The sequence below is a fragment of the Mycobacterium sp. 1164966.3 genome (assembly GCF_001665395.1).
Taxonomy (GTDB): Bacteria; Actinomycetota; Actinomycetes; order Mycobacteriales; family Mycobacteriaceae; genus Mycobacterium.
The window spans coordinates 68,898-83,978 of record NZ_LZSG01000041.1 but is presented as its reverse complement, the minus strand read 5'-3'; the positions used below and the strand labels follow the sequence as shown (position 1 = coordinate 83,978).

The window sequence follows — 15,081 nt, the reverse complement described above, 5'->3', positions numbered from 1 at the left end:
CCCCCCGGGCGCCCCCCGCCGCACGCGGGGCCCGCCGCCCGGGCGCCACGCCGGGGCCCAGCCCCCGGCGGGGCGAGGCGCACCTGCCGCCGGATTACATCGCCAGCGACCGGCTGCGGCTGGAGGGCTACCGTCGTCTCGCCTCCGCGGGTGACGACGCTGCCGTCGCTGCGGTCGTAGACGAGCTCACCGACCGTTACGGGCCGCTGCCCGAGCCGGCTCGGCGGCTGGTCGCGGTGGCGCGCTTGCGGCTGCTGTGCCGTGCCGCCGGCATCACCGAGGTTTCGGCGCCGTCGGCGGCGACGGTGCGGTTGTCGCCGATGAATTTGCCGGATTCCGCCCAGGTTCGCCTGAAGCGCATCCATCCGGGAGCGAGCTATCGTGCCACCACGTCAACGGTTCAGGTTCCGATTCCGCGGGCCGGCGGTGTCGGCGCGCCTCGCATCCGCGATGTCGAACTGGTCCAGATGGTCGCCGACTTGGTCACCGCCCTTCAGGGCAAACCGCAGCAGGAAATTGGTATAACGGGCCCTGCAGCGAATTCGAGTGAGGAGCAACAAGCGTGACCATCGTCATCTTGTGCGACCCACGCCGCCCGTCGCTGGTGCCCGTCGAAGCCATCGAATACCTCAGCGGTGAAGTTCAGTACACCGAGGAGATGCCCGTCGCGGTGCCCTGGTCGCTGCCCGCTGCGCGCCCGGTTCATTCCGGAGACCCCGACGCCCCAGCGCCGGTGTTGTTGTCGTCGGATGCCAGTCACCCCGCCGTCACCGCGCGATTGGCCGCCGGCGCCCGGCTGATTGCGGCGCCGGCGACACCGCGCGGCGAACGGCTGGTCGACGCGGTCGCGATGATGGACAAGCTGCGCGTCGCCGGACCGTGGGAAAGCGAGCAGACCCACGACTCGTTGCGCAGGTACCTGCTGGAAGAGACCTACGAGCTGTTGGACGCGGTCCGCAGCGGCAACGCGGACCAGCTGCGCGAAGAGCTGGGCGATGTGTTGCTGCAGGTTCTCTTTCATGCGCGTATCGCCGAGGATGCGCCGCAGCTGCCCTTCACCATCGACGACGTCGCCGCAGCCCTGATCCGGAAGCTCGGCAATCGGGTGCCGGAAGTGCTTGCCGGGAACCCGATTTCGCTTGAAGATCAATTGGCTCAGTGGGAAGAGCGCAAGGCCGCCGAAAAGCCACGGCAATCGGTGATGGACGACGTGCATACTGGCCAGCCGGCGCTGGCGTTGGCGCAAAAGGTGATTGAGCGAGTCGGCAACGCCGGGTTGCCCGCCGACCTGATCCCCGACGAGATCACCTCCATCTCGCTGTTGAGCCATGTCGATGCGGAAAACGCGCTGCGCACAGCCGTTTTGGAATTCGCCGACACGGTACGCCGCGTCGAGAGGTCGATCGCCGCCGCGCGTCGCGGAGACGACGTTGCCGAGGAGTTCGATGTGGCTCCCCTGGGCGCGGTCACCGAGCACGAGTGGCGGGCCTACTGGCCACCTGCTGCAGCGGCCGTCCTCGCGCCGGAAGCGCCGGAAGTGCCGGAAGCCGACGAAACCGACGAAGCCGACAAGCCGAAGGCGTCCAGCGGCGGCTCGAAGAAGCGCAAAGGCCGTCGGTAGCAGCTTTTCTGGTCGACGCGCGTCGTCCCCCCACAACTTCGTTTGAGCGATCGGCTAAATCTTTGCTATGACTGCTGGGCGTCGAAGTCGTCGGGTCCGATTTGCTAGCCAGAATCATTAGCAGCTAACCGAAAAATCGCTGAAATGTTCGCCATTCCGGCCAGTGGAAACAGGGTTGCCGGCGATCCCATGGGACGATGTTGATTAGCTAGCCGGAAATAAGAGGAAATGCACGCGGGGCCGTGGAAGCCGAAGTAAGCACTGTGTCGCCGAGACGTTGGTTGCGGGCGGTCGCCGTTATCGGTGCGACCGCCATGCTTTTGGCGTCCAGTTGTACCTGGCAGCTCAGCCTTTTCATCCCCGACGGGGTGCCGCCGCCGTCGGGTGACCCGGTGCCGCCGGTGGATACCTATGCCAGTGGCCGGCCCGCGGATCAGTTGCGTGAGTGGGCGGAGAAGCGCGCTCCCGCACTGGAGATACCGGTCGTCGCGCTCGAGGCCTACGCCTACGCCGCGCGGGGCGCCGAGGTCGAGAACCCCAAGTGCCACATCGCGTGGACCACGCTGGCGGGAATCGGGCAAGTGGAGAGTCATCACGGCACCTACCGGGGTGCGGCGGTGGCTCCCAACGGGGATGTGACTCCGCCGATCCGGGGTGTTCACCTCGACGGAACCGGCGGCACGCTGCGCATCGTCGACGACGGCGCCCCCTCGGACGGGAGCGGGGTGGTGCGGGCGATGGGGCCGATGCAGTTCATTCCGGAGACCTGGCGGTTGTACGGCGTCGACGCCAACAACGACGGCGCGGTGAGCGCGGATAACATCGACGATGCCGCCCTTTCGGCTGCAGGATATTTGTGTTGGCGCGGAAAGGATCTCGCGACACCACGAGGATGGATAACCGCGCTGCGGGCATACAACAATTCGGGCGTTTACGCGCGTGCGGTCCGGGACTGGGCGACCGCCTATGCGGCGGGTCACCCGTTGTAGCAGGATAGGGCGCTGACCCAGGCCTTACGCTAAGGCTGCCGGGACCTTTCAGAGAGCGCAAAGGAGAACCCAGTGCCGATTATCGAGCAGGTCGGTGCCCGCGAGATCCTCGATTCCCGTGGCAACCCGACGGTCGAGGTCGAGGTCGCGCTGATCGACGGAACATTCGCCCGCGCTGCGGTGCCGTCCGGCGCGTCGACCGGGGAGCACGAGGCGGTCGAATTGCGCGACGGCGGCGATCGGTACGGCGGCAAGGGCGTGAAGAAAGCAGTGCAGGCCGTGCTCGACGAGATCGCCCCGGCGGTGATCGGACTCAACGCCGACGACCAGCGCCTCGTCGACCAGGCGCTGGTGGATCTGGACGGCACCCCGGACAAGTCACGGTTGGGCGGCAACGCGATTCTGGGGGTCTCCCTGGCCGTCGCCAAGGCTGCTGCGGATTCCGCCGAGCTGCCGCTGTTCCGCTACGTCGGCGGGCCTAATGCGCACATTCTGCCGGTGCCGATGATGAACATCCTCAACGGCGGTGCGCACGCCGACACGGCCGTCGACATTCAGGAGTTCATGGTGGCCCCGATCGGTGCGCCGAGCTTCGCGGAGGCGCTGCGCTGGGGTGCCGAGGTGTACCACTCGCTCAAGTCGGTGCTGAAGAAGGAGGGGCTGTCCACCGGCTTGGGCGACGAAGGCGGCTTCGCCCCGGATGTCGCGGGCACCACCGCTGCTTTGGATTTGATCGGCCGGGCCATCGAGTCGGCCGGCTTCACGCTGGGTACCGACGTGGGGCTGGCCCTGGACGCCGCGGCTACCGAGTTCTTCACCGAAGGCACCGGCTACAAATTCGAGGGCGCGACCCGCACCGCCGAGCAGATGGCCGAGTTCTACGGCGGACTGCTTGGGCAATACCCCTTGGTGTCCATCGAAGACCCACTGTCCGAAGATGATTGGGACGGCTGGGCCGCTCTGACGGCGGCGATCGGCGACCGGGTGCAAATCGTCGGCGACGACATCTTCGTCACCAATCCCGAACGCCTCGAAGACGGCATCGAAAAGGGTGTGGCAAACGCGTTGCTGGTCAAGGTGAATCAGATCGGCACGCTGACCGAGACGCTGGACGCGGTCGCCTTGGCCCACCACAGCGGGTACCGCACGATGATGAGTCACCGCAGCGGCGAGACGGAGGACACCACGATCGCCGACCTGTCAGTGGCGGTCGGCAGCGGGCAGATCAAGACCGGAGCGCCGGCCCGCAGCGAGCGCGTCGCCAAATACAACCAGCTGTTGCGGATCGAAGAGGCACTCGGTGATGCCGCCCGCTACGCCGGTGACCTCGCTTTCCCACGATTCGCTCTGGACTCGAAATAAGCTGAACTACATTGGCAGCCAACGGGAAACGTCGCTCTCCGGCCTCGCGTCCGGGGAAGGCCGGCGACTCGGCCCGGGCCCGTCGGTCTGCCAAGCCCGCCAAAGCCGCGCAGGCCCCGCACGCCGGCGCGACGCGAAGCCTGCGCGAGCAGGTCATCGAACCCATCAAGCAGTCGATCAACGAGTCGGTGGAGCAGCGGTCCGAGCAGCGGCTGGGTTTCACCGCGCGGCGCGCCGCGATCCTGGCCATCGTCGTGTGCGTGCTGACGCTGACCATCGCCGGCCCGGTACGCACGTACTTTCAGCAGCAGACGGAGATGAATCAGTTGGCCGCGTCCGAAGCCGCACTGCGCCAGCAGATCGGCGAGCTCCAGCAGCGCAAGGACAAGCTCGCCGACCCGGCGTACATCGCGGCGCAGGCCCGTGAGCGCCTCGGTTTCGTGAAGCCCGGGGACATCCCGTTCCAGGTGCAACTACCCGCGACGGCAACGGTATCCCCGCAGCCGGGCTCCGACGCACCGAAGCCGGCCGGCAACAACCCCTGGTACACCTCGCTGTGGCATACCATCGCCGATGCGCCCCACTTGCCACCCAGCGTCGGTCCGCCGGCCCCCTCCACCGAGCCCGGGCCACCGGGACTACCCAAGCCCACGTCGCCCGGTGGTTGATCGCGCAGACCTGGAGGCGGTTGCGCGTCAGCTCGGTCGCGAGCCTCGCGGCGTGCTCGAGATCTCCTACCGTTGCGCCGACGGTCAGCCCGGCGTGGTGAAGACCGCCCCGAAACTTCCTGACGGCACGCCATTTCCGACGTTGTACTACCTGACGCATCCGGTCCTCACCGCGGCCGCGAGCCGGCTGGAGACGACCGGGGTAATGCGTGAGATGACCGAGCGGCTGCGTCAGGACCCCGATCTGGCCGCGAAGTATCGGCGTGCCCACGAGTCGTACCTGGCCGAGCGCGACGCGATCGAGTCGTTGGGCACCACCTATTCCGCCGGTGGCATGCCCGATCGCGTCAAGTGCCTGCACGTGCTGATCGCGCATTCGCTGGCCAAAGGACCGGGGATGAATCCGCTCGGTGATGAGGCGCTGGCACTATTGTCCGGCGAGCCGGGCATTGCGGAGGTGCTGCGTTGGCCGTGAGCCGGGTCGCCGCAATTGACTGCGGCACCAACTCAATTCGTCTGCTGATCGCCGACTTGAAGGTCGGGTCCTTGCGCGAAGTGCATCGCGAAACGCGGATCGTGCGATTGGGGCAGGGCGTCGACGCGACGGGTCAGTTCGCGCCGGACGCGCTGGCCCGAACCCGGTCGGCCCTGACCGACTACGCGGCGCTGCTCAAGGTGCACCGCGTCGAGAAGGTGCGGATGGTCGCCACGTCGGCCGCTCGCGACGTGGGCAATCGTGATGAGTTCTTCGCGATGACTGCCGACGTGCTGGGTGCGGTGATCCCTGGCGCAATTGCCGAAGTAATCAGTGGCGATGCGGAAGCCTCGTTGTCGTTCCACGGAGCGGTCGACGAATTGAACAGCGCTGGCGCGCCTTTCGTCGTCGTCGACCTGGGTGGCGGCTCCACCGAGATCGTCCTCGGCGAATCCGGCGTGGTGGCAAGCTATTCGGCCGACATCGGCTGTGTGCGGCTGACCGAGCGGTGTTTGCACTCCGACCCGCCGACGCCGGAGGAGGTCGAGGCGGCACGACGATTGGTTCGTGAAAGGCTTGAAACCGCGCTGCGGGCGGTGCCGGTCGAAGAAGCCCGGACTTGGGTCGGGCTCGCCGGCACCATGACCACGCTGTCCGCGCTGGCCCACGGGTTGAATGCGTATGATGCTGCAACCATTCATCTTTCGCGGGTCGCGATGGGTGACCTGCTGGCGGTCTGCGACCGGCTGATTGGCATGACGCGGTCTGGGCGTGCCGCGCTGCCGCCGATGCACGAGGGCCGGGCCGACGTGATCGGCGGGGGTGCGATCGTGGTGCAAGAGCTGGCACGTGAACTGCATGACCGGGCGGGTATCGACGAGCTGACGGTGAGCGAACACGACATTCTGGACGGGATCGCGCTCTCGATCGCGGACTGAGTCATGCGTATCTAGAAGAAGGGACATGCCCTTTTGCCCGCCTCGTAGCGACAGCCTGAGTTGTTTTACGCAGTGGGCGCTGACTGGCGCGACACTTCGGAATTTGGTTGTGAATCTGGGGCTTTCGGAGTGTAGTGAGGGCGGGATTTCCGGTGATGAGCGCCCTGGTTTCACACGGAAAGCCGTAGATTCACACTGGACGCAACATGCCCGTCTGGCCGCGAATGTCATACCGGCGTGCGAAAGTTCGTGCATGAATCTATAAGGGATCGAGCTACGCTATGTGCTCACTATGCACCTCGCGGTGCACGGACCAGCGACCATCACCGAACTGATCGATGCGCTGACTTGGCATGGCTTTCGCGTCGACGGGAGTCCAAGGCCATCTCGGATGCCCTACGTTGGGAAATCGGGCGAGGCCGAGTGCGCCGGATCGGACGCGGCAGGTACGGTCCGTCGAGCATCCCGCGCGGCACCGAACACCGGATCCATCAACGGGTTCTAGCATTGCGCGAGGAAGCCCGGTCGCGGGCCGACAACACAACAGCGAGTTTGTCGCTGCGAGACGGGCAAAAAGACACACGAGTCCTCGGCCGGGACTGAAGTAACGGATGTGACTCAAGCCCACACACCTAGGCCTCGAAGCGATAGCCCATACCCGATTCGGTCAGCAGATGCTTGGGCTGCGACGGATCATCCTCGAGCTTTCGCCGCAACTGCGCCAAATACACTCGCAGGTAATGGGTCTCGGTTGCATACGTTGGACCCCACACCTCCTTGAGCAGCTCCTCGCGGCCGACGAGCTTGCCCCGATTGCGCACCAGCACCTCGAGCATGCCCCATTCAGTGGGCGTGAGATGCACCTCGGCACCGTTCTTGGTGACCTTCTTGGCTGCGAGATCCACAGTGAACGCATCGGTTTCGACAATCGGCTGCTCCAGTTCGGACGCCGCGGTGTTGCGGCGGACTGCGGCCCGCAGCCGGGCCAGAAACTCGTCCATGCCAAAGGGTTTTGTCACGTAGTCGTCGGCACCGGCATCCAACGCCACGACCTTGTCCGACGAATCGGTGCGCGCTGACAAAACGATTACCGGTGCCGTCAGCCAACCGCGCAGCCCACCTAGCACCTCGATACCCGAGATGTCGGGCAGACCGAGATCGAGGATCACCACATCGGGCCGGTGCTCGGCAGCAGCCCGCAGGGCACCCGCGCCCGTCGAGGCGGTGATGACCTCGTAACCCCGCACGGACAGATTGATTTTGAGCGCACGCAGGATATGCGGCTCGTCGTCGATCACCAAAACGCGTGTCATCGTTCACCGCCTCGACGCGGCGCGGCCAGATCCACCACCACGGTCAGTCCACCGCCTGGCGTATCGCCGGCCTGAATAGTGCCGCCCATGGCCTCTACGAAACCACGCGCGACGGACATTCCCAGCCCGACACCCATGGTGTTGTCGTGATCACCGAGCCGCTGAAAGGCCTCGAAGATCTGATCCTCGGCCCCGTGCGGGATGCCGGGACCTTCGTCGATGACGTTGATCAAGACGCGATCACCCACTCGGCCCGCATTGACCCGGACCACACAATTGGGCGCGTACCGCAACGCGTTGTCGATCAGGTTGGCAAAGACCCGCTCGAGCAGCCCGGCATCGGCCATCGCCACTGCATCCCCGACATCCACCTTGACGCGATCGATGGCGGATCGGTAGAAACCGGTGGCTCCCTTACCGATGCTGACCAACGCGCGCTGCACCGTTTCCTCCAGGTACACCCGCTGCAGATCCGGACGGATCACACCGGCGGCCAGGCGCGATGAGTCGAGCAGATTGCCGACCAGCGCGGTGAGCTGGTCGATGGATTGCTCGATGGTAGCCAGCAATTCGGCGGTGTCTTCGGCGGAGAAGGCGACGTCCTCGGCCCGCAAGCTGGACACGGCGACCTTGGCAGCCGCCAGCGGCGTGCGCAGGTCGTGGCTGACCGCCGACAGCAGCGAGCGCCGCAGCTCGTCGGCTTGCACGATCGCCGCGGCGCGGCTGGCTTCTTCGGCCAATTCGCGCTGCCGAACCAAGCCCGCCGCTTGTCGGGCCACCGCGCTAAGCACCCGACGGTCGCGTGCGGCCAACTTCTTTCCGGCCAAAAGCATCCAGAACTCGTCATCACCGACTTCGATCGCGGCGTCAGCGGAATCAACGGTGACGCAGGGGTCATTCCCTACGCTCGCAACCAGATAGCCCTTGTGCTTTCTACTGGCGGCATCCCCGGAAAGCTCCCGCAGCATGCTGACCGCGCGCTGCGAATACGTCTCGCGCACCCGTTCCAGCAGCGTCTCGAGATCGGCGCCGCGCAGCACCGAACCCGCGAATAGCGTCAGCAACTCGGCCTCCTGAGAAGCACGACGGGCTTCGCGGGTGCGATTCGCCGCGCCGTCGACCAGGACGGCGACCGCAACCGCGATCAGCAACAACACCAATTCGGTTACGGCGTTGTTGGGTTCGGCAATGGTGAAGCTGTGCCGCGGAGCAATCAAGTAGTAGTTCAGCAGCAGCCCGGACAGCACCGCCGAAAGTGCCGCCGGGGCAACACCTCCGAACAGGCCCACCAGTAGCACGCCGACGAAGAACAATGCGCTCTCGCCACCGGTGTTCAAATACGGGTCCAGCACCGTTACCCCGACTGCGCAGATCGCCGACGGGACTGCAAAGGCCGCGAGCCAGGATGCGACGCGTCGCGCGCGCGGCGCGAGCGACGCCAGCCGGAACCCACGTCGCGACTCCTCGTGGGTGACGATGTGCACGTCGATCTTGCCGGACAGCTGAACGATGGTCGGGCCGATGGCCTCGTCGAACAGGCGCGGCCACCGCGACCGCCGAGAGGTGCCGATCACCAATTGGGTGGCATTGATCTCACGGGCGAAATCGAGTAAGGCTCTGGGTATGTCGTCACCGACGACGGTGTGCAGCGACGCGTCCAGGCTGTTCGCCAGCTCACGGATCTTGCTCATCCGCGCCTCCGAAAGGCCGGCCAGTCCGTCGCCGCGGATCACATGCACCACCATCAGCTCGGCACTGGACTTCGACGCGATCCGGGATGCGCGGCGTACCAACGTCTCCGATTCCGGACCCCCGCTGATCGCCACCACAACCCGTTCGCGCGCCTCCCAGGTATCGGTGATCTTGTTCTCCGCGCGATACTTGGCCAGCGCGGTATCGACCTGGTCGGCTAGCCACAGCAGCGCCAATTCCCTTAGTGCAGTGAGGTTTCCCCGGCGGAAATAGTTGGACAGCGCCGCGTCGATCCGCTCCGGAGCGTAGACGTTGCCGTGGGAAAGCCTGCGCCGCAACGCCTCCGGCGTGATGTCGATGAGTTCGACCTGCGCGGCCTCGCGCACGATCGAATCCGGCATCGTCTCCTGCTGTTCGATGCCGGTGATCTGGGCGACGACATCGTTGAGGCTCTCCAGGTGCTGGATGTTGACCGTGGAAATCACCGTAATCCCCGCGTCGAGCAGTTCCTCGACATCTTGCCAGCGCTTCTGGTTCTTGCTGCCCGGCGTGTTGGTGTGGGCAAGTTCGTCGACCAGCACGACGTGCGGATGACGCGCCAGCACCGCGGGAACGTCGAGTTCGGGGAAGCTGCCGCCGCGGTATTCGATGTAGCGCGGCGGAATAAGCTCAATTCCTTCCAGCAGCTCAGCGGTCTTGCGGCGGCCGTGGGTCTCTACGACGGCGGCCACCAAGTCAGTGCCCCGTTCCAACCGCCGGTGCGCCTCTCCGAGCATCGCGTACGTCTTGCCGACACCCGGAGCCGCACCCAGGTAGATGCGAAGCTCTCCACGCTTGGGATGCTGCTCGCGGAGGCTGACGTCGTCGGTCACGTCAACCATCATCCTCCGCGGCGCTAGCTCGCGACCGGATACCGGTGGTCGAGCTGCAGATTGAGCTGTACGACATTGACCGCCGGCGCACCGAAAAACCGCCCACTCAGGTTGGCCTGAACCACATCACGGATCTGCTGTGGCGTGACATGCCGCGCCTTGGCCACCCGGGCGACCTGGATTTCGGCGTAAGCCGGGGAGATGTCCGGGTCCAGGCCGCTTCCGCTGGCCGTCACCGCATCGGGTGGAACGCGCGGATTGTCCGGCGCGGCCCCGCGAATCGGCACCAGCCGGCCGTTCGCGTAGTCCTCGCCGTAAGCCGCGCATTCGATCCGGACGCCTTCGTAGATGTCCAGGAACGTCTGCCGTGTCGTTGCGCACGGTTCATTGACGCTGACCACCCTGGTGGGGCGTAGCACGTACCCGCGCGGATCACGGGGCCCGATCACCGACAACACCGCACCCACCCCGCCGCCGGTACAGAACGGCCGCGCCGCCTGGACGCCTTCGAGTTTCGCGACGGCCGCACTGCGCGAACACACCTGCGTGAGCAGGCTGGGCTTGAACCCGGCGTCCGCAGCGCCGGCGCCGGCGGCCACCTTGGCCGGATCCGCCGGGATGTCGACGATGCTTTCGGGTCCGAGGTTGCTGCCGCCGCTCGACAATGGGTCATAGCCATTGCCCGCCGCCGACGGCCGGCTCTGGAAATACTGCGGTAGCGGGTCGCCCGACCTGTCGGTGAACGACTGGCCGATCAGCTTGCTGCCGACGGGTCTACCCGCCGCGGTCGCAATCGAGCCCTCGGCGTTGCCGTGCAGCCCTGGCAGCAGGCTCACCAGCCAAACAAGCAGTGGGTAGCCGAAACCCAGGATCACGGTCAGCACCAGGAGCGCGCGCAGTGCGGCCCAGTGTTGACGAACCAGGTTGGTGACGTTCATTTCAGGCCATCCCCGGCAGTAGCTGAACCAGTAAGTCGATGAGCTTGATCCCGATGAAGGGGGCGACGATGCCCCCGAGACCGTAGATGTAAAGGTTGCGGCTGAGCAGCTTTGAGGCCCGGCTGGGCGTATACCGAACGCCCCTGAGCGCCAACGGAATCAGCGCGACGATGACGATCGCGTTGAAGATCACCGCCGACAAGATCGCCGACTGCGGGCTGTGCAACCGCATGACGTTAATCAGGTCGAGTCCCGGGAAAAGGGCCACGAACATGGCCGGGATGATCGCGAAATACTTGGCGATGTCGTTGGCAATGGAGAACGTGGTCAACGCCCCGCGGGTGATCAACAGCTGCTTGCCGATCTCCACGATCTCGATGAGCTTGGTCGGGTCGGAGTCCAAATCCACCATGTTGCCGGCCTCTTTGGCCGCGGAGGTGCCGGTATTCATCGCCACGCCGACGTCGGCCTGAGCGAGCGCCGGGGCGTCATTGGTACCGTCACCGGTCATCGCGACCAAACGGCCACCCTGCTGCTCACGCTTGATCAGCATCAGCTTGTCTTCGGGCGTTGCCTCGGCGAGGAAGTCGTCCACCCCGGCCTCTTCGGCGATTGCCTTGGCAGTCAACGGATTATCACCGGTGATCATCACCGTCCGGATGCCCATCAGACGCATGGCGTCGAAGCGGGCCCGCATGCCCTGCTTCACCACGTCCTTGAGGTGGATCACGCCGAGCACTTCGGCTGTTCCGGCCGTATCGCCGTCGGCGACGCCGACCGAGATGGCCTGGCCGACAACGAGGGGCGTGCCGCCGGCGGCCGCAATGCCGTCAACGATTTCACCGAGCTCGACCGGCACGATGCTGCCGCGATCGCGGACCCACTCGGCAACCGAATTGGCCGCACCCTTACGCAGCTCGCGTCCATCCAGGTCGACCCCCGACATCCGGGTCGCTGCGCTGAATTCGACCCAGGACGCGTTCGCGAGCTCACCGGGGGTGCGGCCCCGCAGCCCGTAGACCTCTTTGGCGTAGACGACGACCGAACGGCCCTCGGGAGTTTCGTCGGCGAGGCTGGACAGTTGCGCGGCGTCAGCCAGCTCACCGTGAGTCCGGCCGGGCATCGGAATGAATTCCGACGCTTGGCGATTGCCCAACGTGATGGTTCCGGTCTTGTCCAGCAGCAACGTGTTGACATCGCCGGCTGCCTCGACCGCGCGGCCAGACATGGCCAGCACGTTGCGTTGCACCAGGCGATCCATGCCGGCGATGCCGATCGCCGACAGCAGCGCGCCGATTGTGGTGGGGATCAGGCACACCAGCAGCGCCACCAGCACGATGCCGCTGATGCCGTTGCCGTCGAGGGCCTGGGTGTCGGGCACTCCGGGGTTATTGGCCTTGGAGTAGATCGCCAGCGGCTGCAGTGTCGCCACCGCGAACACGAAGATGATGGTCAGGGCCGCGAGCAGGATGTTGAGCGCAATCTCGTTGGGCGTCTTCTGCCGGTTGGCGCCTTCGACCAGGGCGATCATCCGGTCGACGAAGCTCTCGCCCGGCTTCTGAGTGATCTTGACCACGATGCGATCCGAGAGCACCGTTGTCCCGCCGGTGACCGCTGAGCGATCGCCGCCGGATTCGCGGATCACCGGGGCCGACTCGCCGGTGATGGCCGATTCGTCCACTGACGCAATGCCTTCCACCACATCGCCGTCACCGGGAATGACCTCACCCGCGGCCACCACCACGATGTCGCCCTGCTGTAGCAGCGGCGCCGCGATGTCTTCGGCTGCACCGCGGGCTGTTTCCAGAAAGCCGGGCGACCAGTCCTTGACCCGGTGCGCGATGGTGTCGGCCTTCGACTTGCGCAGAGTGTCGGCCTGGGCCTTGCCGCGCCCTTCGGCGACGGCCTCGGCCAAGTTGGCGAAAAGCACTGTCAGCCATAGCCAGAAGACCGTCAGCCAGCTGAACCAGGTGTCGTCACCGAACGCGAGCACCGTCGACCACACGGCGCCGACCTCCACGATGAACATCACCGGGTTGCGCCACAATGTGCGCGGATCGAGCTTGCGCAGCGCGTCGGGCAGTGACTTCAGCAATATGTGTGGGTCGAGCAACCCGCCCGGGAGCTTTTCGCCCGGTGAGTGGCCGCCACGCCGCATGGTAATGGCCGTCACTTAGTGGATCCCTTCGGCGAGCGGCCCGAGCGCCAGCGCGGGCAGGAACGTCAGGGCAACCAGGATGACCGTCACGCCGACCAGCAGACCCACGAATTGCGGCCGGTGGGTGGGCAGGGTGCCACTGGACTCCGGAGTCGCACCCTGACGCGCCAGTGAACCGGCCAGCGCCAGCACCAAGATCATCGGCAGGAATCGGCCGAACAGCATCGCCAAGCCCAAAGCCGTGTTGTACCAGACGGTATTGGCCGAGAGGCCGGCGAACGCCGACCCGTTGTTGTTGGCCGCCGACGTGAATGCGTAGAGCACCTCGGACAACCCGTGCGGCCCGCTATTGGCCATGCCTGCGCGCTCACCTGGCAGTGCCATCGCGGCGGCGGTTCCGACCAGCACGATGAGCGGTGTGATCAGGAAATAGCCTGAGGCCAGCTTCATTTCGCGCGGGTTGATCTTCTTGCCCAGGTATTCCGGTGTCCGGCCTACCATCAAGCCCGCGACGAAAACTGTGATAACCGCGAGGATCAGGATGCCGTACAGGCCGGAGCCGGTGCCACCCGGCGCGACCTCGCCCAGTTGCATGTTGAACATCGTGATCATGCCGCCAAGACTGCTGTACGAGTCGTGCACCGAATCTATTGCGCCCGTTGACGTCAACGTGGTGGCGTCGGCGAAGACGGCGGACTCGGCCACGCCGAAACGCTGCTCGACACCTTCCATGCTCGCTCCCGCAGCGGTCGGGACGGTGCCATGGTGCTGCAATTGGAAGAGCATCATGAACGTGACGCTGATGGCCGCGATGACGCTGACAACGGCGGCAATGGCATAGCCCTGCTTCTTGCTGCCCACCATGCGCCCGAAGGTGCGCGGCAACGAGAAGGCGATCACCAGCAACAGGACGATCTCCAGCCAATTCGTCCAGGCGGTCGGGTTCTCGAACGGGTGCGAGGAGTTCGCGTTGTAGAAACCACCGCCGTTGGTGCCCAGCAGCTTGATCGCTTCCTGGCTGGCGACCGGTCCGCCGGGAATGGTCTGTTGGCTACCGGCCAGCGTTGTGACGATCTGATCGTTGAGGTGGAAGTTCTGGACGGCGCCGCCGGCAACCAAGACAATGGCGGCGAGGATGGACATCGGCAGCAGGATGCGTAGTGTGCCGCGGACCAGGTCCACCCAGAAGTTGCCCAGTTCGTTGGTGCGATGGCGGGCAAACCCGCGTACCAGTGCGACGGCCACGGCCATGCCGACGGCCGCAGACACGAAGTTCTGCACCGCCAAGCCCGCCATCTGCACCAGATGACCTTGGGTGGATTCGCCGGAATAGGCCTGCCAGTTGGTATTTGTGACGAAGCTGACGGCGGTGTTCCAGGCCAGCGCCGGTGTCAGCTTGGTGGCCGGGTTCGAAAGATGCAGCGGCAGTTTGCTTTGTACCAGCTGCAGGATAAACAGGACGATCACGCTGACGGCCGAAAACGCCAGCACGCTACGGCCATAGGTGGTCCACGTCTGCTCGGACTCCGGGTTGGCGCCGATCAGGCGGTACACGAAACGTTCGGTACGCGAATGCTTTTGGGAGCTGTAGACGCGATACATGTAGTCGCCCAACGGCACATGCACGGCCGCCAGCGCAACAACGAGCAGCGCAAGGAACGCGACACCCGCCGCGGTAGCGCTCACTAGAACCGTTCCGGGAAGACCAGGGCCGCGGCAAGCAGCAGAGCGATCAGGACAGCCAAAATAAGGCCGACCAAGTTGGCAGCACTCACGTCACTTCAATCCCAGGTTCAGCACGGTGCCGAGCGCGGCGAAGGCCGCCACCGTCAGCAGGAGATAAACCACCACGGACATAGCTGTCTTTCGTGCGATCGACGATCGATTGCGGGCAACACTGACCCTATGAGCAGGACACGCATGAGGCTAGGCGCGGCGGCGACCGTCTGCCGTCTCCCTTAACGGTTTCTTTACGGCTTCGCACGCGGCTTTAGCGGGAATCGGACGCCATTACGGGCACGTCGAACGTGGGGGATCTGCACGGGCTTTGACCGT

General features: G+C 65.4%; 13 protein-coding genes and 1 pseudogene. 8 read left to right on the top strand and 6 right to left on the bottom strand.

What is annotated here, in order from left to right:
• The 8 genes and pseudogenes from A9W99_RS14910 to A9W99_RS26085 form a co-directional block, all read left to right on the top strand.
• A partial coding sequence (locus A9W99_RS14910) for a TRCF domain-containing protein (RefSeq protein WP_371514963.1) occupies positions 1-566 on the top strand: 566 nt, incomplete at its 5' end.
• Positions 563-1,621 (top strand): nucleoside triphosphate pyrophosphohydrolase, encoded by a 1,059-nt coding sequence (locus A9W99_RS14905; RefSeq protein ID WP_067379077.1) that lies wholly within the window; start codon positions 563-565, stop codon positions 1,619-1,621. The genes A9W99_RS14910 and A9W99_RS14905, both read left to right, overlap by 4 nt.
• 263 nt (positions 1,622-1,884) lie before the next feature.
• Positions 1,885-2,610, top strand: a complete 726-nt coding sequence (locus A9W99_RS14900; RefSeq protein WP_067379149.1) for a lytic transglycosylase domain-containing protein — start codon at positions 1,885-1,887, stop codon at positions 2,608-2,610.
• Positions 2,611-2,682: 72 nt separating this feature from the next.
• Entirely contained in the window at positions 2,683-3,972 is a 1,290-nt protein-coding gene (eno, locus tag A9W99_RS14895; RefSeq protein WP_067379070.1) for a phosphopyruvate hydratase, read from the top strand.
• An 11-nt stretch (positions 3,973-3,983) separates the two neighbouring features.
• Positions 3,984-4,640 carry a septum formation initiator family protein gene (locus A9W99_RS14890; protein WP_067379063.1) on the top strand — a complete coding sequence of 219 codons (657 nt, stop codon included), beginning with the start codon at positions 3,984-3,986 and terminating at the stop codon, positions 4,638-4,640.
• Positions 4,633-5,115: a DUF501 domain-containing protein gene (locus A9W99_RS14885; protein WP_067379049.1), complete on the top strand. Its 483-nt coding sequence runs from the start codon at positions 4,633-4,635 to the stop codon at positions 5,113-5,115. The genes A9W99_RS14890 and A9W99_RS14885 overlap by 8 nt, the downstream gene beginning before the upstream one ends.
• On the top strand, positions 5,106-6,053 hold the full coding sequence (locus tag A9W99_RS14880; RefSeq protein ID WP_156623109.1) for a Ppx/GppA phosphatase family protein: 948 nt from the start codon (positions 5,106-5,108) through the stop codon (positions 6,051-6,053). The genes A9W99_RS14885 and A9W99_RS14880 overlap by 10 nt, the downstream gene beginning before the upstream one ends.
• 292 nt (positions 6,054-6,345) lie before the next feature.
• A pseudogene (locus A9W99_RS26085) lies at positions 6,346-6,656 on the top strand (hypothetical protein).
• A gap of 29 nt (positions 6,657-6,685) precedes the next feature.
• Here A9W99_RS26085 and A9W99_RS14875 read toward each other — a convergent pair.
• From A9W99_RS14875 to A9W99_RS27270, 6 genes are read right to left on the bottom strand one after another with little or no spacing between them, the layout of a single operon-like run.
• Positions 6,686-7,366 carry a response regulator gene (locus A9W99_RS14875; RefSeq protein WP_067239590.1) on the bottom strand — a complete coding sequence of 227 codons (681 nt, stop codon included), beginning with the start codon at positions 7,364-7,366 and terminating at the stop codon, positions 6,686-6,688.
• Positions 7,363-9,942, bottom strand: a complete 2,580-nt coding sequence (locus tag A9W99_RS14870) for a sensor histidine kinase KdpD (protein WP_067379043.1) — start codon at positions 9,940-9,942, stop codon at positions 7,363-7,365. Before A9W99_RS14870 ends, A9W99_RS14875 begins: the two co-directional genes overlap by 4 nt.
• Before the next feature lie 11 nt (positions 9,943-9,953).
• A complete protein-coding gene (locus A9W99_RS14865; RefSeq protein ID WP_067379041.1) occupies positions 9,954-10,868 on the bottom strand; it encodes a potassium-transporting ATPase subunit C in 915 nt (304 codons plus the stop codon).
• Between the two features lies 1 nt (position 10,869).
• On the bottom strand, positions 10,870-13,026 hold the full coding sequence (gene kdpB, locus A9W99_RS14860) for a potassium-transporting ATPase subunit KdpB (protein WP_067379147.1): 2,157 nt from the start codon (positions 13,024-13,026) through the stop codon (positions 10,870-10,872).
• 15 nt (positions 13,027-13,041) lie between these two features.
• The gene (gene kdpA, locus A9W99_RS14855; protein WP_067379038.1) at positions 13,042-14,712 is read right to left on the bottom strand and encodes a potassium-transporting ATPase subunit KdpA; all 1,671 of its coding nucleotides are present in this window, start codon (positions 14,710-14,712) and stop codon (positions 13,042-13,044) included.
• Entirely contained in the window at positions 14,712-14,801 is a 90-nt protein-coding gene (locus A9W99_RS27270; protein WP_067379036.1) for a K+-transporting ATPase subunit F, read from the bottom strand. The genes kdpA and A9W99_RS27270 overlap by 1 nt, the downstream gene beginning before the upstream one ends.
• Positions 14,802-15,081: the final 280 nt, after the last annotated feature.

Excerpts from the sequence above, each read along its gene's own strand:
- A9W99_RS14875 (WP_067239590.1), bottom strand. The coding sequence starts at position 7,366 with ATGACACGCGTTTTGGTGATCGACGACGAGCCGCATATCCTGCGTGCG.
- A9W99_RS14870 (WP_067379043.1), bottom strand. The coding sequence starts at position 9,942 with ATGATGGTTGACGTGACCGACGACGTCAGCCTCCGCGAGCAGCATCCC.
- A9W99_RS14865 (WP_067379041.1), bottom strand. The coding sequence starts at position 10,868 with ATGAACGTCACCAACCTGGTTCGTCAACACTGGGCCGCACTGCGCGCG.
- kdpB (WP_067379147.1), bottom strand. The coding sequence starts at position 13,026 with ATGCGGCGTGGCGGCCACTCACCGGGCGAAAAGCTCCCGGGCGGGTTG.